Source organism: Streptomyces sp. CY-1 (assembly GCF_047218265.1).
Taxonomy (GTDB): Bacteria; Actinomycetota; Actinomycetes; order Streptomycetales; family Streptomycetaceae; genus Streptomyces; species Streptomyces niphimycinicus.
Genome location: NZ_CP178393.1, coordinates 3,765,511 through 3,784,971 on the forward strand (window position 1 = coordinate 3,765,511; position 19,461 = coordinate 3,784,971).

The 19,461-nt window shown below is 70.5% G+C and carries 19 protein-coding genes; 13 read left to right on the forward strand and 6 right to left on the reverse strand.

Going from position 1 to position 19,461, the window contains the following annotated elements:
• The first annotated feature begins 392 nt into the window (after nucleotides 1-392).
• From ACK1X7_RS16350 to ACK1X7_RS16375, 6 genes are all read left to right on the forward strand, one after another.
• The gene (locus tag ACK1X7_RS16350; protein ID WP_390794788.1) at nucleotides 393-605 is read left to right on the forward strand and encodes a hypothetical protein; all 213 of its coding nucleotides are present in this window, start codon (nucleotides 393-395) and stop codon (nucleotides 603-605) included.
• Nucleotides 606-713: 108 nt separating this feature from the next.
• A complete protein-coding gene (locus ACK1X7_RS16355; RefSeq protein ID WP_390794787.1) occupies nucleotides 714-1,013 on the forward strand; it encodes a hypothetical protein in 300 nt (99 codons plus the stop codon).
• Between the two features lie 138 nt (nucleotides 1,014-1,151).
• Nucleotides 1,152-1,481, forward strand: coding sequence for a putative ATP-grasp-modified RiPP (gene tgmA / locus ACK1X7_RS16360; RefSeq protein ID WP_413115242.1), 330 nt, complete (start codon nucleotides 1,152-1,154; stop codon nucleotides 1,479-1,481).
• Between the two features lie 3 nt (nucleotides 1,482-1,484).
• Nucleotides 1,485-2,441: an ATP-grasp ribosomal peptide maturase gene (gene tgmB, locus ACK1X7_RS16365; RefSeq protein ID WP_413115243.1), complete on the forward strand. Its 957-nt coding sequence runs from the start codon at nucleotides 1,485-1,487 to the stop codon at nucleotides 2,439-2,441.
• The gene (gene tgmC / locus ACK1X7_RS16370; RefSeq protein WP_390794784.1) at nucleotides 2,438-3,562 is read left to right on the forward strand and encodes an ATP-grasp peptide maturase system methyltransferase; all 1,125 of its coding nucleotides are present in this window, start codon (nucleotides 2,438-2,440) and stop codon (nucleotides 3,560-3,562) included. Before tgmB ends, tgmC begins: the two co-directional genes overlap by 4 nt.
• 222 nt (nucleotides 3,563-3,784) lie before the next feature.
• The gene (locus ACK1X7_RS16375; protein WP_413115244.1) at nucleotides 3,785-4,996 is read left to right on the forward strand and encodes an alpha/beta hydrolase; all 1,212 of its coding nucleotides are present in this window, start codon (nucleotides 3,785-3,787) and stop codon (nucleotides 4,994-4,996) included.
• A gap of 239 nt (nucleotides 4,997-5,235) precedes the next feature.
• On the opposite strand, the gene ACK1X7_RS16380 is transcribed toward ACK1X7_RS16375, so the two are convergent.
• Both ACK1X7_RS16380 and ACK1X7_RS16385 read right to left on the reverse strand, forming a co-directional pair.
• Nucleotides 5,236-6,279 (reverse strand): aldo/keto reductase, encoded by a 1,044-nt coding sequence (locus tag ACK1X7_RS16380; protein ID WP_390794782.1) that lies wholly within the window; start codon nucleotides 6,277-6,279, stop codon nucleotides 5,236-5,238.
• Nucleotides 6,276-6,737: a MerR family transcriptional regulator gene (locus tag ACK1X7_RS16385; RefSeq protein WP_398160164.1), complete on the reverse strand. Its 462-nt coding sequence runs from the start codon at nucleotides 6,735-6,737 to the stop codon at nucleotides 6,276-6,278. Before ACK1X7_RS16385 ends, ACK1X7_RS16380 begins: the two co-directional genes overlap by 4 nt.
• Nucleotides 6,738-6,885: 148 nt before the next feature.
• Here ACK1X7_RS16385 and ACK1X7_RS16390 point away from each other — a divergent pair, with 148 nt between their 5' ends.
• A complete protein-coding gene (locus ACK1X7_RS16390) occupies nucleotides 6,886-7,701 on the forward strand; it encodes a serine hydrolase domain-containing protein (RefSeq protein WP_413115245.1) in 816 nt (271 codons plus the stop codon).
• A gap of 21 nt (nucleotides 7,702-7,722) precedes the next feature.
• Here the strand turns inward: ACK1X7_RS16390 and ACK1X7_RS16395 are convergent, their stop codons facing one another.
• On the reverse strand, nucleotides 7,723-8,391 hold the full coding sequence (locus ACK1X7_RS16395; protein ID WP_385143713.1) for a pirin family protein: 669 nt from the start codon (nucleotides 8,389-8,391) through the stop codon (nucleotides 7,723-7,725).
• A gap of 109 nt (nucleotides 8,392-8,500) precedes the next feature.
• On the opposite strand from ACK1X7_RS16395, the gene ACK1X7_RS16400 reads away from it, so the two are divergent.
• The 5 genes from ACK1X7_RS16400 to ACK1X7_RS16420 all read left to right on the forward strand — a co-directional run bounded on the left by ACK1X7_RS16400 (nucleotide 8,501) and on the right by ACK1X7_RS16420 (nucleotide 13,448).
• The gene (locus ACK1X7_RS16400; RefSeq protein ID WP_020871571.1) at nucleotides 8,501-9,685 is read left to right on the forward strand and encodes a PucR family transcriptional regulator; all 1,185 of its coding nucleotides are present in this window, start codon (nucleotides 8,501-8,503) and stop codon (nucleotides 9,683-9,685) included.
• An 89-nt stretch (nucleotides 9,686-9,774) separates the two neighbouring features.
• Nucleotides 9,775-10,770, forward strand: a complete 996-nt coding sequence (locus tag ACK1X7_RS16405) for an ACP S-malonyltransferase (RefSeq protein ID WP_385143711.1) — start codon at nucleotides 9,775-9,777, stop codon at nucleotides 10,768-10,770.
• Complete coding sequence (locus ACK1X7_RS16410; RefSeq protein WP_390794781.1) at nucleotides 10,767-11,777, forward strand: ketoacyl-ACP synthase III; 1,011 nt, start codon at nucleotides 10,767-10,769, stop codon at nucleotides 11,775-11,777. The genes ACK1X7_RS16405 and ACK1X7_RS16410 overlap by 4 nt, the downstream gene beginning before the upstream one ends.
• 82 nt (nucleotides 11,778-11,859) lie before the next feature.
• Complete coding sequence (locus ACK1X7_RS16415) at nucleotides 11,860-12,108, forward strand: acyl carrier protein (RefSeq protein WP_020871568.1); 249 nt, start codon at nucleotides 11,860-11,862, stop codon at nucleotides 12,106-12,108.
• A gap of 74 nt (nucleotides 12,109-12,182) precedes the next feature.
• Complete coding sequence (locus ACK1X7_RS16420) at nucleotides 12,183-13,448, forward strand: beta-ketoacyl-[acyl-carrier-protein] synthase family protein (RefSeq protein WP_385143701.1); 1,266 nt, start codon at nucleotides 12,183-12,185, stop codon at nucleotides 13,446-13,448.
• 89 nt (nucleotides 13,449-13,537) lie between these two features.
• Here ACK1X7_RS16420 and ACK1X7_RS16425 read toward each other — a convergent pair whose 3' ends face one another.
• Nucleotides 13,538-14,431: an NAD(P)-dependent oxidoreductase gene (locus ACK1X7_RS16425; protein ID WP_385143699.1), complete on the reverse strand. Its 894-nt coding sequence runs from the start codon at nucleotides 14,429-14,431 to the stop codon at nucleotides 13,538-13,540.
• A gap of 60 nt (nucleotides 14,432-14,491) precedes the next feature.
• The gene (locus ACK1X7_RS16430) at nucleotides 14,492-14,986 is read right to left on the reverse strand and encodes a DUF3145 domain-containing protein (protein ID WP_059147850.1); all 495 of its coding nucleotides are present in this window, start codon (nucleotides 14,984-14,986) and stop codon (nucleotides 14,492-14,494) included.
• A gap of 326 nt (nucleotides 14,987-15,312) precedes the next feature.
• Between ACK1X7_RS16430 and ACK1X7_RS16435 the strand changes: the two genes are divergently transcribed.
• Entirely contained in the window at nucleotides 15,313-16,311 is a 999-nt protein-coding gene (locus ACK1X7_RS16435; protein ID WP_385143697.1) for an SGNH/GDSL hydrolase family protein, read from the forward strand.
• 594 nt (nucleotides 16,312-16,905) lie between these two features.
• On the opposite strand, the gene ACK1X7_RS16440 is transcribed toward ACK1X7_RS16435, so the two are convergent.
• Nucleotides 16,906-19,431 carry a glycoside hydrolase family 3 protein gene (locus ACK1X7_RS16440; RefSeq protein ID WP_413115246.1) on the reverse strand — a complete coding sequence of 842 codons (2,526 nt, stop codon included), beginning with the start codon at nucleotides 19,429-19,431 and terminating at the stop codon, nucleotides 16,906-16,908.
• Nucleotides 19,432-19,461 lie beyond the last annotated feature (30 nt).

The window sequence follows — 19,461 nt, forward strand, 5'->3', positions numbered from 1 at the left end:
GTTCAGCGCAAGTGTCGACACGCCCCACTACGGGGCGAAGTCGACAACTGGACAGCCACGAAGGACCCCCGCAACCGCGCTGCGAGCGGTCCGGGGGCGTGGCCAGGCTCGGAAGGGAGCGCTGGCGTGAGCCAACGTATCTCAAGGCTTTGGAAGGCGGTACGCGGCCCGTTACGGCGTGGTCGCGGTAGGCATCGGTGCGGCGATTCGCTGCCCCCGTATCGGCCGTTGGACCGGCCCACACTGGTGTTGCCCCGGGTGCCCAACTCGGTGCCCATGCCTCCGGTGGCACCAACGCGCCCGTTGGTGCCCATGCCCCCGGACGCACCCATGGTGGGCGGGTGCGCTCGCGTGCGTCGTGTGGTGCGCCCGCACACGGGGGGTGTGGTCGGGTGAGTGACGATCGGGTGAGCGATGCGACGCAGGCCATGAAGGATTTTCGCGAGGCTATGGCTGGTATTGGCGTGAATCTGGATATCTGGATTTTCTCGCCCAACCGTCGCTCGGCGTGGCTTGAGGTTGCCCGCCTTAAGGCTGACGACGCACGTCGAATCACCGCCGCTATTCGAAAGGGGGCGGGCAGTGAGGAAGTTGAAGCCCCCTGAGCCCCCGAAGCCGTCCGAGGAACCGAAGACGTGCCTGCATGAGGGCCCATTTCCGCCGGGGGCGACGCACTGCCCGAACTGTCAAGAGCAGATTTACAAGCCTAGGTGATGAAGGAAGTGCGCGAGGAGCAAGAGATGGAGATTCCAGACTATGACTCGTATGGAATTGAGTTCGATCCCGCAGAGCGCTTTGTCCGCACAGAAAAGGGCGTGGCACTGAAACTCTGGCTCTCACGGCCTGGTTTGGGCAGAGCCCTCTACCAGTTGGAGCTGACACTGGCTGAGGCGGAGTTACATCACGCGTCGCTGTGCCGCGCACTGAACGGCTTGTATCCCATCGAGATGTGTTGCCGTGATCTGGTCAGTCGCCCTTCAAATATGGCGATTGCGACTCCCTGGTCGGATTAGAGGCAGCAGGGAAGACGCGTACACACCGAGCGACTCCCCGCTCCGGCCCACGTCTTCAATCGACGACACCGGTGCGGGGTTCCTCCTCTCGGCATATGCACACTGGCCGAAGGGAGACGAAGCTCTCCCGCTGTTGTGGTGGGATGGGCTCCAAGTACCAGCACCAACGATCTTGGAGGGACATTGGCCAGTAACTCTGTCAGGGCGGAGTCGGCAGCGCCGATTCCGTGGGGCATTAGCCGCATGGCTCCGCTGCAGAATGGGGAGCGTTCCCCGTGGCGGTATGTGGGAATCGACCCGCGAACACAGACGGGCCGATGGGTGGGTGGTGACGGCATGCCGACTCCTGTGGAACTCGGCAAACACGGGACGTCCGTCAACACCTACCCGCCCACACAGGTGTCCAAAGACGGCAAGATGGACTCTGACACCGGCCACGACGCCGAGCAGGACGAAGGGCAGTCGTAAGAGATGAACGGGTACCCGGTGCTGGTCGCCACCGAATATGAGGACCCCACTGCAGATTTGGTCATCACGGAGTTAAACCGGCGCCGGGCGCCCGTCCTACGATTCGATCCCGGTCGCGATTTCCCTGACTCCTGCGTTCTTACAGCCCGGTTGAGTCCGGACGGTTGGGGCGGGCAACTCCGCGTTGGCGAGCGGACGGCAGAGCTGGGAAGCATTCGCTCGCTGTACCATCGGCGCCCGAGCAGTTACACACCGAATCGAGACGATCAAACAGCGCGCTTTATGGCTCAGGAAAACCGACGTGGACTCGGCGGAGTTCTGTCCTCCCTTCCTGGCTGCCTTTACCTCAGCCATCCCCAAGCCATCGCTCGAGCCGAGTACAAGCCCGCACAACTTGCAGCAGCAATGAAAGTGGGGTTCAGCGTTCCCACCACTCTCATAACAAGTGATCCAGCCGAGGCAAAGTCGTTTGCCTCGGAGCAACCCACTATCTATAAACCGATGCACGCAGGTGCCTACGACATTGAGGGTGAGCCTGCCGGTATTTGGGCATCATCCGTTGATCCCGACGAGGTAGACAACGCGGTACGCCATTGCGCGCATCTGTTTCAGGCTCAGGTTCCCAAGGATTTCGATGTACGGGCGGTTGTTGTTGGTGAACAGGTTTTCTGCGCACAGATTACCGCCCCGCCTGGCGTGCTCGACTGGCGCGCCGAATACCGGAACCTTACGTACGAACCGATCCGGTGCCCGGACGGCATGCGGCGCACACTGGTTCGGTTCCTCGCTCGTTTCGGGCTCAGCTTCGGAGCATTCGATTTCGCGGTAACCACAGACGGCACATGGTGGTTTCTCGAATGCAACCCGAATGGACAATGGGCGTGGCTCGAAGATGCGGCGGGACTTCCCATCACGGCAGCTATCGCCGATCTGTTGGAGAACGGAGAGAGTAACGCATGACCGACGACTTTTCCTCTGAGAGGCTGCGGGCGGCTCTCGCGCGGCAACTTACCGAATCCGGAGCATTGCGAAGTTCGGAATGGGAAGCCGCCATGATGGCTGTTCCCCGCGAAGCATTTCTATCTGATGGGTGGTTCGAATACGAAAACGAGGGCTGGTACCGCCCCGTGTTTCTCGCCGACAATCCCGAACGGCTACGCCGCGTCTACGAGGATGACACGCTGACCACCCAGGTTGCGGAGTCGGTGACCCCGCGTCAAATCGAGGGCCGTATCTCGCACCGCCCCTCCTCGTCTTCCACCCTCCCGAGTCTCGTGGTCCGCATGCTCGAAGAGCTGCACGTAGATGAGGGCACCCGTGTACTCGAAATCGGCACTGGAACGGGTTACTCAACGGCGCTTCTTTCGCATGTGGCCGGTGGGGATAATGTGACGTCAGTTGAGGTGGACGCGGATATTTCCGCTCACGCTGGTATGGCCCTGGGTGGACTCGGTTACTGGCCTGACTTGATTGTCGGTAACGGATTGTCCGGTCATGAGGACAGCGCCCCCTATGACCGCGTGATCGCGACATGTGGAGTGCACACAGTCCCCTCGGAGTGGATCACTCAGACCCGCGTAGGAGGCGAGATCCTCGTGACTGTCTGCGGGTGGATGAACGCGTCTGAGCTGGTACGCCTGACCGTGGCGGAAGACGGAACAGCAAGTGGCCCTGTTCTTGGCGGAAAAGTCTCATTCATGCTCGCGCGGCCCCACACTCCTCCGGCTCTGGGAACACTGCCGGATCTCGACTCGGGGGAAGCCATGCCGACGGACATCGGCGGTGACGTACTGGACGACTGGACAGTGCGGTTCGTCGCGCAGTTCGCGGCGCCACAGGCCCAGCGCTTCACGCTGTCCCGCAACGGCCGAGACGAACACGTCATCATCGACGTGGAGGCCGGAGCGTGGGCAGCCGTGTTCGAGGACGACGGGCGATGGATGGTCCGCCAGGGCGGCCCAGCCCGCCTGTGGGACTCCATCAGCGACCAGATCAGGCAGTGGCACCATGCCGACAGGCCGCCCGCCGAGCGGCTGAGGCTGCACGTGGAATCCGATGGACAGCGCCTCACCTGGCAGTAGCCACGAGCTACCCGTCAATCCCCTCTCGCCCCTGTCGTTCCATTCCCCACATCCGGACGGCAGGGGCTTCTCGCTGTCCGGACCAGCCGATATCGCTCAACCCCCTACTGGGGTATGACATCCCACTTGGCACCGGGGTGTGACGTACCGCCACCCGACGGCTCTCTACCTTTCCCTCCGTTCACCGACGAAACCGCTGAGGGAAGAGGGGAAGCCCCGGCCATGTCCCAGACGCTACGCACCAGGCACTACGCACGACGCCTGATCACCGCGGCGCTCACCATCACCGTCATGGCGGGGACGGCAGGCTGGACCGTGGCCCACGAGGAGCAGGCCATCACCGGCCCGCCGCCCGGCACCGCCGCCTGGCTGGCGGACCATTCGCTGGGCGGGGCCGGGCGCGAACTGCCCGATCCGGCGGCCACCTCGCCCGCCGAGATCGCCCGGTTCTTCGACCGGCTCACCGACGTCCAGCGGAAGGCGCTGGTCATCCGGCATCCCGACGTGGTCGGCAATCTGGACGGCGCACCGCCGAGCCTGCGGTACGAGGCCAACTCCCGGGCGATCCGGGCCGCCTGGCACAAGGAGCGGAAGGCCGACCCCGCGAGCGCGCTCGCCGAGCGATACGCGGCGCTGCTCGCACCCGGCCGCCGGATCCTCGCCTTCGATCCGCGGGGGCGCGGCCAAGTGGCGGAGGTGTACGGGGACTTGGCGAGGGCCCGGCGCACCGCCGTGATCGTGCCGGGCTCGGACATCGACCTGGACGCCTTCGACCGCACGGGCGACCCGTACGGCGCCCCGGCCGGGATGGCGCGGTCGCTGCGGGCGCGGATGGCCGAGGACGCGCCCGCCACCCCGACCGCCGTCATCGCCTGGGTCGGCTATACGACCCCGGCCGGGCTGGGCCCGGACGCCGCCACCAGCCGGCTGGCCAAGGCGGGCGCGCCCCGCCTGGACCGGTTCCTCGCGGGGCTCGCCGTGACCACCGCGGCCACCGCCGACGCCCCGCCCGCCGTCTTCTGCCACAGCTACGGCTCGGTGGTCTGCGGTCTCGCCGCCTCCGCGATGGACCGCGCCCGCGTCTCCGACCTGGTGGTGCTGGGCAGCCCGGGGATGCGCGCGGACAGCGCCGACGGCTTGCGCACCGGGGCCCGGGTCTGGGCGGCGCGGGACCGCACCGACTGGATCCGGCGGGTGACCGGCTATGACTTCCTGGGCCTTGGCCATGGCGAGGACCCGACCGATCCGTCCTTCGGGGCCCGGGTGGTCTCCTCCGAGAGCGCCCATGGCCACACCGGCTACTTCGCGCCGGGGACCGACTCGCTGCGCAACTTCTCGCGGATCGCGCTCGGGGACTTCGACGATGTGCAATGCGCCGAGGAGGACGGCGGCAGTCCGGGCACGGGGCCGGACTGCCGCCACGGCCTCATCTGACCGCGGCCATCGCGCGGGGACCGCGCTGTACCCGTACCTTCGCACCGGACCGTTTTCTTCGCACCGGACCGCCCGGACGGGGGCTCGGGCGAGGCGACGCGCGCGACCCGCCGGGGTGCTGCGACGCGCCGGACCCACCAGACGTGCCGCGACGCCCCGCCGCCGTGGTCGTCACTCGGTGTGTGACGACCACGCCGGCGGTGGCTGCCGCCGAACCCGCGCCGCTGAGCCGAGCGCAGCTACTCCCGGCCCGCGCTCGTCGCGCTCATATCGGCGTAGCGGGCGCCCGCCACCTGTCCGGCGATCGGCTCCAGCGCGGCCAGCTCGTCCGCGCTCAGCTCGATCCGGGTCGCGCCGGTGTTCTGCTCGATCCGGGCGCGGGTGCGGGTGCCGGGGATCGGCACCACGGCGAGCCCGTGGACCTGGGCCCGCTGCTGCGCCCAGGCCAGCGCGATCTGGGCGAGCGTGGCCCCGCGCGCCTTGGCGATCTTGCGGATCGGCTCCAGCAGCGCGGCGTTGACGGCCGCGTTGTCGCCGGTGAAGCGGGGCTGCCGGCGGCGGAAGTCGCCCTCGCCCAGCTCCTGCTCGGCCTGGACGAAGGAGCCGGTGAGGAAGCCGCGGCCGAGCGGCGAGTACGGGACGAGGGCGACGCCCAGCTCGGCGGCGGTGGCGGCGACGCTGTTCGCTCCGCCGTCCTCCACATCGCGGCTGAACAGCGACCACTCCGACTGCACCGCCGCGATCGGATGCACCGCGTGCGCCGCGCGCAGCTCCTTGGCCGTGACCTCGCTCAGCCCGAGGTGCTTGACCTTCCCCTCGGCCACCAGCTCGGCCATGGCGCCGACGCTCTCCTCCAGCGGCACCTCGGGGTTGCGCCGGTGCATGTAGTACAGGTCGACATGGTCGACCGCCAGCCGCCGCAGGCTGCCCTCGATGGCCCGGCGGAGGTACGGGCGGTCGTTGCGGATCCGCTGGTTGCCGAACGGATCGCTCTCGTCGCGCTCGATGGCGAACTTGGTGGCCAGGGTGATCCGGTCCCGGTGGGCCCGGACGAAGGGGGAGATGAACTCCTCGTTCCGCCCGGAGCCGTAGGCATCGGCGGTGTCGAAGAGCGTGACGCCCAGCTCCAGGGCCCGCTCCAGCGTGGCCCGTGCCTCCGCCTCGTCATGGGTCGGTCCATAGGCCCAGCTCATACCCATGCAGCCCAGGCCCTGGACGCCGACCTCCGGTCCGCCGGTCCCCAGGCCGACGGTCGCGATGGTCTGATTGGTGCTGTTGCTCATACGGGGTCAAACCTCTCCGACGCCCGTCGGGCGTCAGCGTAGACATCGATCTTGTAGTCGAGGACTTCGAGCGTGCTCTGGAGCTCGGCGATCCGCTCCCGCACATTCGCGCGGTGCGTGGTCAGCAGCTCCTCACGCTCGGCGAAGGTGTGCTCGCCCTCGCGCACCAGCTCGGCGTAGCGGACCATGTCCGCGACCGGCATCCCGGTCAGCCGCAGCTTGCCGACGAGGTCGAGCCAGTCCAGGTCGCGGTTGGTGAAGCGGCGCTGGCCGGTGTGCGTACGGTCCACATGCGGCATCAGCCCGATCCGCTCGTACCAGCGCAGGGTGTGCGCCGTCAGCCCGGTATGGGCGACCACCTCACTGATCGTGTAGCCGTCCCGCCCGCTGGGCCGGGGGCGCCCGCCCCGCCCCGCACAGGTGCGTACCTTCACCGGGGCGCTCTCCATCAGGGTCATGCCGATTCACCTCTCGCAGGTCGCAGAGCCGCACGCCTCATCGACGTCTTCAACGCTATTGACTTGGAGTGCACTCCAAGCAAGGGAAGATTTGGCGGAACCTTGGGTGCCGTGAGTCCGCGCGGCCCCCGCCACTAGGCTCTGGGGCATGGAGAGCCTGCGGATGATCGAGAACTGGCCGGTCCCGACGGCGGCGGCCGCCGTCGTACGCGCGGACGGCACCCTGGCCGGATCGTACGGCCCGACCGGCCATCGCTTCCCCCTCGCCTCGGTCACCAAGCCGCTCGCCGCCTACGCCGCGCTGCTCGCCGTCGAGGAGGGCGCGGTGGAGCTGGACGAACCGGCCGGCCCCGAGGGCTCCACGGTGCGCCATCTGCTGGCGCACACCTCCGGGCTCGCCTTCGACGAGCACCGCTCGGTCGCCGCGCCGGGCAATCGCCGGCTCTACTCCAACGCCGGGTTCGAGGTGCTGGGCGATCACATCGCCAAGGCCACGGACATCCCGTTCCCGGAGTATCTGCGCCAGGCGGTGCTGGAGCCGCTCGGCATGACCGCCACCGAGCTGACCGGCTCGCCCGCCAAGGACGGCGTCTCGACCGTGGACGACCTGGTGCGCTTCGCGGCGGAGCTCCAGGCCCCGCGGCTGCTGGCGGCCGAGACGCTGGCCGAGGCCACCTCCGTGGTCCACCCGGGTCTCACGGGTGTGCTGCCCGGCTACGGACATCAGCGGCCCAACGACTGGGGACTCGGCTTCGAGATACGCGACGGCAAGTCGCCGCACTGGACCGGCGCCACCTCCTCGCCCCGCACCTTCGGACACTTCGGCCAGTCCGGGACGTTCCTGTGGGTCGACCCGGACGCCCGCGCCGCCTGCGTCACCCTGACCGACCGGGCCTTCGGCCCCTGGGCGGTCGAGGTCTGGCCGACGCTCACCGACGCGGTCCTGACCGAGCTGACCGCGTAGGACCCCTCGGCCGTAAGCCCCTCAGCCGTAGACCGGCTCCGCGCGCAGCTCCCAGATCAGCAGCTCGGCGGGGCCCTCGGCGCGTGCCTCCAGACCCTCGGCACCCGTGATCCGGGCCGCGTCGCCGGGTCCGAGTCCCTCCCCCTCGATCCGCGCCGCGCCGCGCACCGCGTGTGCGTACACCCACGGCGCGTCCGGCAGCGCGGTGCGCTCGCCGTCCGCCAGCCGCCGCACATGCAGCACCGCCTCGGTGCGCTCCAGTGCGTACGGGGTGCCGTCGGCGATGCCGCGTACCACCTCGTACCCGGGCTCCGTCGCGGCGCCCGGGCCCGGCACCAGCCACATCTGGACAAAGGTGAGCGGTTCCGCGCCCGCGTTGCGCTCGGTGTGACGCACTCCGCTTCCGGCGCTGAGCCGCTGCACATCGCCGGGGCGCACCACGGTCCGCGCACCGGTGGAGTCCTCGTGGGTGAGCTCGCCCTCGACGACCCAGGTGACGATCTCCATATCGCGGTGCGGATGCTCGGCGAAGCCCGCACCGGGGGCGAGCCGCTCCTCGTTGCAGGCGACGAGGGACCCGAACCGCACGTTGCCGGGGTCGTAGTACCCAGAGAAGGAAAAGGCGTGGCGCGTCTCGATGCCCGCGCCGTCCCCACCCGGATACCGTGCACCGGACCGCTGTATCCACATCACCCGGTCCACGGTAGTGCGCCCCGACCCGTCCGCCCCGGCCCCGTCCCTACCCCCGCGTAGCCTCCCGCCCCCAGCGCTCACCATCCGATAAGGCAGTCTTGTCCTCGTGCCTGAACCAGCCTCGAACACCCCGCATCCGCACAGTGCCACCCTGCGCCGCCTGGAGAAGTCCTCCGGGAAGCTCGCCGCCAACGCCATCGCGCGCATGGACGAGCAGTTGCCGTGGTACCGCGCGATGCCGCCCGAGAACCGCTCCTGGATCGGGCTGGTGGCACAGGCGGGCATCGCGGCCTTCACCGAATGGTTTCGCCACCCCGAGGCACCCCAGGCGATCAGTACCGATGTGTTCGGCACCGCCCCGCGCGAGCTGACCCGGGCGATCACCCTGCGGCAGACCGTGGAGATGGTCCGCACGACCATCGAGGTCATGGAGTCGGCGATCGACGACGTGGCGGCCCCGGGCGATGAGTCGGTGCTGCGCGAGGCGCTGCTGGTGTACGCGCGGGAGATCGCCTTCGCCACCGCCCAGGTGTACGCGCAGGCCGCCGAGGCGCGCGGTGCCTGGGACGCCCGGCTGGAGTCGCTGGTGGTCAACGCGGTGCTGTCCGGGGAGGCGGACGAGGGGGCGCTGTCCCGCGCCGCGGCGCTCGGCTGGAACTCCCCCGAGCATGTGTGCGTGGTGCTGGGCACCGCGCCCGACGGGGACAGCGAGCTGACGGTCGAGGCGATCCGGCGGGCCGCCCGCCACGCCAAGCTGCAAGTCCTCACCGGGGTGCTGGGCGACCGGCTGGTGGTGGTCGCGGGCGGTTCGGACAATCCGCTCCAGGCGGCGAAGGCGCTGATCGGGCCGTATGCCCCGGGTCCGGTGGTGGCCGGTCCGGTGGTCTCCGACCTGCTGGCCGCGACCCGCTCGGCGGGGGCGGCGGCGGCCGGGCTGAAGGCGTGCACCGCCTGGCCGGACGCGCCCCGTCCGGTGCTCGCGGACGATCTGCTGCCCGAGCGCGCGATGGCCGGGGACCCCGCTGCCCGTGAGCAGTTGGTGGAGGAGATCTACAGACCGCTGGAGGAAGCCGGGTCGGCACTGCTCGAGACACTGAGTGTGTACCTCGAACAGGCGAGCAGTCTGGAGGGGGCGGCCCGGATGCTCTTCGTTCACCCGAACACCGTCCGCTACCGGCTACGACGTGTGACGGACGTCACCGGATGGTCACCTTCCGACGTCAGGTCGGCGTTTACTCTGCGCATAGCCCTGATCCTGGGCCGTCTCGCCGACGCGAACATATTGCCCTGACCGTTTGTTGGACCTCCACAATTCCCCTGACGGTTCTTCGTCCTTGTCCTCACGGGCGAGTCGGACCATCCACAAGAGAGAGTGTGAGAGTGCTCGTACTCGTCGCTCCCGGCCAGGGCGCTCAAAAGCCCGGCTTCCTCACCCCCTGGCTCGACCTGCCCGGCGTCACCGAACGCCTGACGTGGTGGTCGGCCGTGTCCGGGCTGGACCTCATCCACTACGGCACCAAGGCCGACGAGGAGGAGATCCGCGACACCGCGGTGGCCCAGCCGCTGCTGGTGGCCGCCGGTCTGGTCTCCGCCCACGCGCTGTTCGGCGAGGGCATCGAGGGCGCGACCGGTCTCGCGGGGCTGCCGAGCCGTATCGGCGCGGTCGCGGGCCACAGCGTCGGCGAGATCACCGCGGCCGTGGCCGCGGGCGTACTCACCGACGAGGCGGCCATGGTGCTGGTCCGCAGGCGCGGGCTCGCCATGGCGGAGGCCGCGAGCCGCACCGAGACCGGAATGGCCGCCATACTGGGTGGTGAGCAGGACGAGGTCGTCGCCCATCTCGACAAGCACGGGCTGACCCCGGCGAACGTCAACGGGGCCGGGCAGATCGTGGCAGCGGGCACCGCCGAGCAGTTGGCGGCGCTGGCCGCGGACAAGCCCGAGGGGGTGCGCCGCGTCGTACCGCTCAAGGTGGCCGGCGCGTTCCACACCGAGCATATGACCCCGGCGGTCGCCGCCCTCGAGGCCCTGGTCGCGGGCGTTCCGGTGGCCGATCCGCGCACCGCTTACGTCTCCAACCGGGACGGCGGGGTCGTGGCGTCCGGAGCCGGGGTGATCGAGCGCATGGTCGCCCAGGTGTCCAACCCGGTGCGCTGGGACCTGTGCATGGAGACCTTCCAGGAGCTGGGCGCCACCGCGCTGATCGAGGTGGCCCCGGGCGGCACGCTCACCGGCATCGCCAAGCGTGCGCTGCCGGGCGTCACCAACCTGGCGCTGAAGACTCCGGACGATCTCGACGCGGCCCGTGCGCTGATCGAGGAGCACGCCATTCCCGCCCTCGCCACACCGGCCGAAGAGGAGCTCCGAGAAGCATGACCGCGAAGATCAAGCCCAGTAAGGGCGCCCCGTACGCGCGCATTCTCGGCGTCGGTGGCTACCGTCCGACCCGGGTGGTGCCCAACGAGGAGATCCTCAAGCACATCGACTCCTCCGACGAGTGGATCCGTTCCCGCTCGGGCATCGCCACCCGGCACTGGGCCGGTCCGGATGAGACGGTCGCCGCCATGTCCGTGGAGGCGGGCGGCAAGGCCATCGCCGACGCCGGCCTGAGCCCGGAGCAGATCGGCGCCGTGATCGTCTCGACGGTCTCGCACTTCAAGCAGACCCCGGCGATCGCGACCGAGATCGCGCATCTGCTGGGCACCGGCAAGCCGGCCGCCTTCGACATCTCGGCGGGCTGTGCCGGCTTCGGCTACGGGCTGACCCTCGCCAAGGGCATGATCACCGACGGCAGCGCGGAGCATGTGCTGGTCATCGGCGTCGAGCGGCTTTCGGACCTGACCGACCTGGAGGACCGTGCGACGGCCTTCCTGTTCGGCGACGGCGCCGGCGCCGTGGTGGTCGGCCCCTCCAAGGAGCCCGCGATCGGCCCGACCGTCTGGGGCTCGGAGGGCGACAAGTCCGACACCATCACCCAGACGCTGCCCTGGGACGTCTACCGCGACCAGGACTCCGCCGAGGTGCGCTACCCGGCGCTGCGCCAGGAGGGCCAGGCGGTCTTCCGCTGGGCCGTCTACGAGATGGCGAAGGTCGCCCAGCAGGCCCTGGACGAGGCCGGGGTCGCCCCGGAGGACCTCGACGCGTTCATCCCCCACCAGGCCAATATGCGGATCATCGACTCGATGATCAAAACCCTCAAGCTGCCGGAGCACGTCACGGTCGCCCGTGATGTGGAGACCACCGGCAACACCTCGGCCGCCTCCATTCCGCTCGCCATGGAGCGGCTGTTGGCGACGGGGCAGGCGAAGAGCGGCGACACCGCGCTCGTCATCGGATTCGGAGCGGGTCTCGTCTACGCAGCGACGGTCGTTACCCTCCCTTAGGCTCCATAGTCCATATCCACGCAGCTCGGCAGAAGTCGGACGCTGCGCCACCACCGCAACACACCGAAGAAGGAGCGCCGCAATGGCCGCCACTCAGGAAGAGATCCTCGAAGGTCTCGCCGAGATCGTCAACGAGATCGCCGGTATCCCGACCGAGGACGTCCTGCTGGACAAGTCCTTCACCGACGACCTGGACGTCGACTCGCTGTCCATGGTCGAGGTGGTCGTCGCCGCCGAGGAGCGCTTCGACGTGAAGATCCCGGACGACGACGTCAAGAACCTCAAGACCGTCGGCGACGCCGTCGACTACATCCTCAAGCACCAGGGCTGAGCCCCCTCAAGGCCGTTGTCGCCACCCATGCGGTGGCGGGTCCAGCACCTTCTACACGTGGAGTAGGAATTCCTGTGAACTCGACCAATCGCACCGTGGTCGTCACCGGTGTTGGTGCCACGACGCCGCTGGGTGGCGACGCCTCGACGACCTGGGAGGCCCTGCTGGCCGGCCGGTCCGGCGTGAACCTCCTGGAGGAGGAATGGTCGGCCGAGTTGCCGGTCCGCATCGCCGCGAAGATCGCGGTGGAGCCGGGCACCATCATCCCTCGCCCGCAGGCCCGCAAGCTCGACCGGTCGGCGCAGTTCGCCCTGATCGCGGCCCGTGAGGCATGGGCGGACGCGGGCTTCACCGCCCGGGCGGGCGAGGACCCGTCGGTCGACCCCGACCGGCTCGGCGCGGTCGTGGCCTCCGGCATCGGCGGGGTGACCACCCTGCTCGACCAGTACGACGTGCTCCGCGAGAAGGGCGTCCGCAAGGTCTCCCCGCACACCGTGCCGATGCTGATGCCCAACAGCCCGGCGGCGAACGTCAGCATCGACCTGGGCGCCCGTGCGGGCGCGCACACTCCGGTGAGCGCGTGCGCGTCCGGCGCCGAGGCCATCGGCTACGCCATCGAGATGATCCGCACCGGCCGCGCCGATGTGGTCGTCGCGGGCGGCACCGAGGCGTCCATCCACCCGCTGCCCATGGTCGCCTTCGGCAACATGATGGCGATGTCCAAGAACAACGACGACCCGCAGGGCGCCTCGCGCCCCTTCGACGTCGACCGCAACGGCTTTGTGATGGGCGAGGGCTCGGGCGCCATCGTCCTGGAGTCGGCGGAGCACGCCGCGGCGCGCGGCGCCCGGGTGTACGCGCAGGCCATCGGCCAGGGCATCTCGGCCGACGCCCACCACATCACCCAGCCGGAGCCGTCCGGCAACGGCATCGGGAACGCGCTCCAGAACCTGGTGGAGAACACCGGCATCAGCGGTACCGAGATCGCGCACGTCAACGCGCACGCGACCTCGACGCCGCAGGGCGACCTGGCGGAGATCAAGGCGCTGCGCAAGGTGTTCGGCAACGACGTGGACCACATGGCGGTCTCCGCCACCAAGTCCATGACGGGCCATCTGCTCGGCGGCGCGGGCGGTGTGGAGACGGTGGCCAGCGTGCTCGCGCTGTACCACCGGCTGGCCCCGCCGACGATCAACATCGGCTCGCTCGACCCGGAGGCGGACGCGGACGTCGTGACCGGCGAGGCGCGGGCGCTTCCGGCCGAGGGCCCGATCGTGGCGCTGAACGACTCGTTCGGCTTCGGCGGCCACAATGTGGTGCTGGCCTTCCGCGCGGTCTGACGCGCTGATACGCGGGTGTGGCCCGCCTCCGGCTCCGGCCGGGGGCGGGCCGTTCATGTGTGGGAGTTCGTATGTGGGCCGTTCGTATGTCAGGGGGCCTCGCCGTCGAAGCTGGCGAAGTACGAGGCCACCATGTCCTCGTCGCCATGGCCCGCCTCGATGGCGCGGCGGAACCGCTCCTGGCCCGCGGCCGCCAGGTCCAGCCGCACTCCGGCGCGCTCTCCGGCCTCCACGATCAGCCGGGCGTCCTTCTCGGCGGTCCTGGTCGCGAAGCTGGGTTCGAGGTCGCCCCGGAAGAGCTGACCCGACTTGACCCGCATATAGCCGTTGTCCAGCGGTCCGCCCTCCACCCCGTCCAGGAAGCCCTGAAAGTCCACACCCAGCCCCTTGGCGAGGGCGGCCGCCTCGGCGGTGGCGTGGGTGATATTGAGGACCCAACTGTTGAGCACCAGCTTGAGCCGGGTGGCGGCGGCGCCCTCCGCGCTGTCGCCGACCCACACCGTACGGCTGCCGATGGCGTCGAAAACCGGCCAGACCACCGGGCGGACGGGTTGTGGGCCCGCGGCCAGCACCAGAAGCTGTCCGCTCCGCGCGGGCTGCTTGGTGCCGAGGACGGGCGAGTCGATGAGGACGAGGTCCTTCTCTCGGGCGAACGCGGTGAGCGATTCCATCGCCTCCAGCCCCGCCGTGGTGGCCTGCGCCCATACGGTCCCGGGGCGCAGCGCGGGGGCGGCCTGCCGCATCGTCTCGAGGGCCGCGGCGCCGTCGTAGAGGATCGTCAGAACGACATCGGCACCGTCCGCGGCCTCGGCCGGGGTGTCGGTGACGCGTACGCCGTCCTGGCCGAGCGGCTCGGCCTTGGACCGGGTGCGGTTCCACGCACGGACGTCGAGCCCGGAGCGGGCGAGGTTGCGGGCCATGCCGGAGCCCATGATGCCGGTGCCGAGGACCGCGACGGACGTTGCCGGGAGTTGTTCGGTCATGCCGCCACGCTAAGACCTGAAGTGTGCTCCGGGACAAAGGGGTGGCGGCGCGTCAGCCACTCAGACGACCTGGTGCAGCCAGCGGACGGGGGCGCCCTCACCCGCGTAGCGGAACGGCTCCAGCTCGTCGTCCCAGGGCTTGCCGAGCAGCTTGGCGATCTCCGCCTCGAGGTCGCTCTCGCCGCGGACGGAACGGGCGAGGGCGGCGCGCAGCCGGTCCTCGGGGATCAGGATGTCGCCGTGCATTCCGGTGACGGCGTGGAAGATGCCCAGCTCGGGGGTGGAGCTGTAGCGCTCGCCCTCGGCGGTGGCGCAGGGCTCGGCGGTCACCTCGAAGCGCAGCAGATGCCAGCCGCGGAGTGCGGACGCCATTTTGGAGGCCGTGCCGACCTCACCCTGCCAGGAGAACTCGGCCCGCCAGGTGCCGTTCGCGGCGGGTTGCTTGATCCAGTCGAGGGTGACACGCACGCCGAGGACGCCCGCGATGGCCCATTCGACATGCGGGCACAGCGCGCGCGGAGCGGAGTGCACATACAGAACTCCACGTGTCGTCACCGGTGCCTCCTGTGCGGTTCGAGGTGCGCCTTCCCCAGCGGCCTCGCGCCCGTACCGGTCCCGCCCGGGACATCGGATCACATTCTGCCCTAGTGATCACTCCCACACCAGTCTCGACGTCACCTTCAGTGAAATTTATCGTGCAGAATTCTCTAGAAAGTGGACAGGATGTGACGGGGAGTAATGTGCTGGTACCGCATAGCGCGCCAATGTCGCCGGGATGACGCTCATCGGACACAAGAAAAACGTACCGTGCGAGCCAGCCGGAGGAGTGACGTACCGTCGGTCCGGATAGATATCACCCAACAGCCGGAGGGGGAACAGCCATGCGGGTCAGCGCGACACGCCGGAAGCGATCGGCGGCCGCTTCCTCGACCATGCGTACGGTCGTGCGCCCGACCCCGCGCACCACTTCGCGCACCGGCCGGCGCACGGCCGGGCGCACTGCCGGGCGCGCCGGCGTGGTGCTGTTCACCACCGCCGCCGTGCTGAGTTCGGCGGGCTGTTTCGGCAGCTCGGACGACCCGTCCCGGCACGGTCCGACCCGTGCCGGGAAGACCCCCGGCGCCAAGCGGACGGTCGTCTGGAACACCCGGCCCAGCTCGATCGCCTCCCTGGGCGACTCCATCACCCGTGGCTTCGACGCCTGTTCGGTGCTCTCCGACTGCCCCGAGGTGTCCTGGTCCACCGGCACCGATGTGCAGAGCCTCGCCCAGCGGCTGCTGCCCGCCACCTCCGCCCGCTCGGGCACCCATAGCTGGAATTTCGCCAAGACCGGCGCGGTCGTGGCCGATCTCCCCGGCCAGATCGAGGCGGCCGCGGCCCGCAAGCCGAAGCTGATCACCGTGATGATCGGCGCCAATGACGCCTGCCGGGACTCGGTCGACGAGATGACCTCCACCGAGCAGTTCCGCTCCACCTTCACCTCGGCGCTCACCCGGCTCCGCCGTGACCTGCCGAAGACCCAGGTGTATGTGGCCAGCGTGCCGGATCTGAAGCGGCTGTGGTCGGAGGGGCGGAAGAACGTCTTCGGCAGGCAGATCTGGAAGCTGGGCATCTGCCCGTCGATGCTGAAGAACTCCGAGCACCTGGACGCCGCCTCCAACGACCGCCGCCAGCGGGTGGCGGACCGGGTGACGGAGTACAACAAGGTGCTGAAGGACGTCTGCGGGCGCGATGTGCTGTGCCGGTACGACCCGGCGGTGCATGAATACCGCTTCACCACGTCCCAGCTCAGCAAGTGGGACTGGTTCCACCCCAGCAAGGCGGGCCAGCAGCAGCTCGCCGAGATGGCGTACCGCCGCATTACCGCTTCCGCGTCCTGACCCCGAGCCGCGGCCCCCGGCTCCCGGCCGGGGGCCGGGGCCGGGGGCGCGGGCGGTCTGCCCGACCGGGTGAGGGGGCGCCCCACGCGGTCTGCCCGACCGGGTGAAGGGACGCCCCACGCAGTCTGCCCGACCGGGTAAGGGGGCACCCCACCGAGCCGGGCGAGGTGCACTGGCCCGGCGGACGCGAGCAGCCTCGCCGCACGCCGGGCAGGGGTAGCCCAGCGGCCGGGGCACGGATCCGCACCACGCGCCGGGCCGCCCCACCGCCTCGGACGAAGACAGCCCCACGGAACCACCCGGCAGCACCCCACCACACACCGGGCAGGCCAGCCCCAACGGCCGGGACACGGACCCACACCACGCGCCGGGCCGCCCCACCGCCTCGGACGAAGACAGCCCCACGGAACCACCCGGGAGCACCCCACCACACACCGGGCGGGGGTAGTCCCAGCGGCCGGGGCACGGATCCACATCAACCCGGGTGGGCCCCACCGCCTCAGGCGTGGTGTGGCCCCACCGGGGCGGGTGGCGCAGGCGGGTGTACGCCCCACGCGGCCCCCGGGCCGCAGGGGCGGCACGCGCCGGGCGGGCTCAGGCCGTCGTTCGCACCGGGACCGGGGCCGATAGACGGCGGTCGGCTACGCTGCGGCCTGCTTCTGCCGCATAGGTGCCGGGGATCAGGCGCCAGGCGCCCTCCGTCTCGTCCCAGATCTCCGCCGCCCGGCGGGGCACGGGGATGGACACCTCCGCCGTCTCCCCCGGGCCCGCCGTGACCGAGGCGAAGCCCGCGAGGCGCCGCACCGGCCGCTCCTCGCCGTCGCCCCCGCCGTCGCCCTCGGGCACGGTGAGATAGAGCTGCACGACCTCGCGCCCCGCCCGGGACCCGGTGTTGCGGACCCGTACCGTCACCGTTCCCAGCGCTCCCCTAACCGCCCCCGGGGTGAAGTCCATCGCCTCGTAGGCCCAGTCCGTATAGCCGAGGCCATGCCCGAACCAGTACGCCGGAGCGATCCCCGCCCGCCGCTCCCACGCGCGGTAGCCGATGAACACGCCCTCGTCGTAGACCAGTCGGCCCTCGCTCGGCGTCACCGCGCTGACCGGGGCGTCCTCCAGCCGCTCGGGCCAGGTCGTGGGCAGCCGTCCGCCGGGCTCCTCCGCGCCCAGCAGGACATCGGCGAGCGCGGCGCCCGCCTCCTGGCCCGGGAACCAGCTCAGCAGCACCGCGGCGACCTCCTCCCGCCAAGCCATCTCGACGGGCGAGCCCGCGTTGACCACCACCACGGTGGGGGTGCCGGTGGCGGCGACCCGGCGCACCAGCTCGTCCTGACGGCCCGGCAGCCGCAGATGCCCGCGGTCGAACCCCTCGCTCTCGACCCGCTCGGTGGTGGCGACCACCACCACGGCCACCTCGGCCGCCGAGGCCGCGGCGACGGCCTCCCGGAGCAGCTCCTCCGCGTCCCGCTCCGGGGCCCGGTGCAGCAGGCTGAAGCAGACGGCGTCGAGAAGGGCCTCCTCGGGGCGGGCCACCGCACAGGTGAGGCTGACCTCCACCGGTGCGCCCGCCGTCAGTTCCACCTGGCCCCGGGGCACCGGCGAGCCCATGAACGCCTCGAAGGGGTCGCCGCCGTCCGGCGGGAGCTGCTCCCCCTCGAAGAGCACCTTTCCGTCCACGACCAGCCGGAGGCCGCCCAGCCCCCGGGTGCCGAAGGAGTGCGCGCCGCTCTCGCGCGGGGTGAAGGTGCCGACCGTCTCGACGGTGTGCAGCTCCTCGTAGCTCACGCCCTCGGGGAAGTCGCTGATCCACTGCACCTGTCCGCCGGGCAGCCGGGATTCGCCGAGCACCCGCCCGTCGGCGGCCCGGACCACGGCCCGCAGCTCGAACCCCTGGGCGGCGGGGGTGAGTTCGTCGGTGGGGTCGGCGCCCACCGCGTAGTTGAACCGGGCCTCCGGCGGCAGGGCGGCCCGCAGCCCGTCGAGCGGTGAGACCACATGGTCGGGGAAGACCACCGCCGAGCCGCCGCCCAGCACCCGGGCGTCGCGCGCCGCCGCCCCGATCAGGGCCAGCGACCGCACCCCGCCGGGGGCACCGGCGTCGAGGGGCAGCACCGCGCCCCGGCCGTCCGCGCCCTCGTTCCGCAGCAGCACGAAGGACCGCCGGGCGATCTCGCGGGCCAGCGCCTCCCCGTCGATCGGGCCGGGCCGGTCGGCGGGGGCGACGGCCGGGGCCGCGCCGTCCAGCACGCCGACCCGGGCGGCCAGGGTGAGCAGCCGGCGCACCGCCTCGTCCAGCTCCGCCTCGGTCACCCGGCCGTCCCGCACCGCGGCGGCCAGCGCCTCGCCGTAGACGGTCCGCGGGCCGGGCATCGCGACATCCAGCCCGCCCTTGAGCCCGCGCACGGTGTCGCGGGCCGCCAGCCAGTCGGAGACGATGAAGCCGTCGAAGCCCCACTCCGCGCGCAGCACCCCCTGCTGGAGCTCACGGTGCTCGGTCATGGTCGAGCCGTTGACCCCGTTGTAGGCGGCCATGATGCCCCAGGGGCGGGCGTTCTTGACGATGGCTTCGAAGGGGGCGAGATACAGCTCGCGCAGCGCCCGCGCACCGATCTCGTTGTCGACGGTGAAGCGCTCGGTCTCGGCGTCGTTGGCCACGAAGTGCTTGACGGTGGTGCCCACTCCGCCGTCCTGCACACCCGTCACATAGCCGGTGCCGATCTCGCCGGTGAGATACGGATCCTCGCTGTACGCCTCGAAGTGCCGCCCGCCCAGCGGGGAGCGGTGCAGATTGACCGTGGGCGCGAGCAGCACATGGACGCCCTTGCGCCGCGCCTCCTGTGCGAGCAGCCGCCCCGCCCGCCGGGCCAGCTCGGGGTCCCAGGTGGCGGCGAGCGCGGTGGGGCTGGGCAGGGCGATGGAGGGGTCGTCGGCGGTCCAGTGGACGCCGCGGACGCCGATCGGGCCGTCCGACATCACCAGCGAGCGCAGCCCGATCGCCGGAACGGCGGGCAGGCTCCACATGTCCTGCCCGGACAACAGCCGCGCCTTGGTGTCCAGATCCAGCAGGCCGAGGGCCTTCTCCACGGCCTCCGCCGTGCCGTCCTCGCCGATCGCGTCCGCCATCGCTCGCCCCTCCCGGTGCGGGTCCTGCCC

Excerpts from the sequence above, each read along its gene's own strand:
- ACK1X7_RS16410 (WP_390794781.1), top strand. The coding sequence starts at position 10,767 with ATGACCGCGAAGATCAAGCCCAGTAAGGGCGCCCCGTACGCGCGCATT.
- ACK1X7_RS16390 (WP_413115245.1), top strand. The coding sequence starts at position 6,886 with ATGGAGAGCCTGCGGATGATCGAGAACTGGCCGGTCCCGACGGCGGCG.
- ACK1X7_RS16355 (WP_390794787.1), top strand. The coding sequence starts at position 714 with ATGAAGGAAGTGCGCGAGGAGCAAGAGATGGAGATTCCAGACTATGAC.
- ACK1X7_RS16435 (WP_385143697.1), top strand. The coding sequence starts at position 15,313 with ATGCGGGTCAGCGCGACACGCCGGAAGCGATCGGCGGCCGCTTCCTCG.
- ACK1X7_RS16385 (WP_398160164.1), bottom strand. The coding sequence starts at position 6,737 with ATGACCCTGATGGAGAGCGCCCCGGTGAAGGTACGCACCTGTGCGGGG.
- ACK1X7_RS16375 (WP_413115244.1), top strand. The coding sequence starts at position 3,785 with ATGTCCCAGACGCTACGCACCAGGCACTACGCACGACGCCTGATCACC.
- ACK1X7_RS16440 (WP_413115246.1), bottom strand. The coding sequence starts at position 19,431 with ATGGCGGACGCGATCGGCGAGGACGGCACGGCGGAGGCCGTGGAGAAG.
- tgmB (WP_413115243.1), top strand. The coding sequence starts at position 1,485 with ATGAACGGGTACCCGGTGCTGGTCGCCACCGAATATGAGGACCCCACT.
- ACK1X7_RS16425 (WP_385143699.1), bottom strand. The coding sequence starts at position 14,431 with ATGACCGAACAACTCCCGGCAACGTCCGTCGCGGTCCTCGGCACCGGC.
- ACK1X7_RS16380 (WP_390794782.1), bottom strand. The coding sequence starts at position 6,279 with ATGAGCAACAGCACCAATCAGACCATCGCGACCGTCGGCCTGGGGACC.
- ACK1X7_RS16395 (WP_385143713.1), bottom strand. The coding sequence starts at position 8,391 with ATGTGGATACAGCGGTCCGGTGCACGGTATCCGGGTGGGGACGGCGCG.
- ACK1X7_RS16415 (WP_020871568.1), top strand. The coding sequence starts at position 11,860 with ATGGCCGCCACTCAGGAAGAGATCCTCGAAGGTCTCGCCGAGATCGTC.
- tgmC (WP_390794784.1), top strand. The coding sequence starts at position 2,438 with ATGACCGACGACTTTTCCTCTGAGAGGCTGCGGGCGGCTCTCGCGCGG.